This window comes from Arthrobacter sp. efr-133-R2A-63 (assembly GCF_030209795.1).
In the GTDB taxonomy this organism is placed as follows: domain Bacteria; phylum Actinomycetota; class Actinomycetes; order Actinomycetales; family Micrococcaceae; genus Arthrobacter; species Arthrobacter bambusae_A.
In genome coordinates, this window is record NZ_JARVRG010000059.1 from 1 (window position 1) to 1,019 (window position 1,019).

The window sequence follows — 1,019 nt, forward strand, 5'->3', positions numbered from 1 at the left end:
GGCTTACGCAGTAAATGCTTCACCTCCACCGGCGCACCTTCTCCCGAAGTTACGGTGCCATTTTGCCTAGTTCCTTCACCCGAGTTCTCTCAAGCGCCTTGGTATTCTCTACCCAACCACCTGTGTCGGTTTGGGGTACGGTTCCTGGTTACCTGAAGCTTAGAAGCTTTTCTTGGAAGCATGGCATCAACCACTTCGTGTTCTAAAAGAACACTCGTCATCAGCTCTCGGCCTTAAGATCCCGGATTTACCTAAGATCTCAGCCTACCACCTTAAACTTGGACAACCAACGCCAAGCTGGCCTAGCCTTCTCCGTCCCTCCATCGCAATAACCAGAAGTACAGGAATATTAACCTGTTTTCCATCGACTACGCTTTTCAGCCTCGCCTTAGGGACCGACTAACCCTGCGTCGATTAACGTTGCGCAGGAAACCTTGGTCTTTCGGCGTGGGTGTTTTTCACACCCATTGTCGTTACTCATGTCAGCATTCGCACTTCTGATACCTCCAGCAAGCTTCTCAACTCACCTTCACAGGCTTACAGAACGCTCCTCTACCGCATCACTTACGTGATACCCGTAGCTTCGGTGTATGGTTTGAGCCCCGTTACATCTTCCGCGCAGGCCGACTCGACTAGTGAGCTATTACGCTTTCTTTAAAGGGTGGCTGCTTCTAAGCCAACCTCCTAGCTGTCTAAGCCTTCCCACATCGTTTCCCACTTAACCATAACTTTGGGACCTTAGCTGACGGTCTGGGTTGTTTCCCTTTTCACGACGGACGTTAGCACCCGCCGTGTGTCTCCCATGCTCGGCACTTGTAGGTATTCGGAGTTTGCATCGGTTTGGTAAGTCGGGATGACCCCCTAGCCGAAACAGTGCTCTACCCCCTACAGTGATACATGAGGCGCTACCTAAATAGCTTTCGAGGAGAACCAGCTATCTCCGAGCTTGATTAGCCTTTCACTCCGATCCACAGGTCATCCGCTAACTTTTCAACGGTAGTCGGTTCGGTCCTCCAGTT

General features: G+C 51.2%; 1 rRNA gene. It reads right to left on the reverse strand.

Going from position 1 to position 1,019, the window contains the following annotated elements:
- Positions 1-1,019, reverse strand: a 23S ribosomal RNA gene (locus tag QRN45_RS20855); the annotation flags it as partial.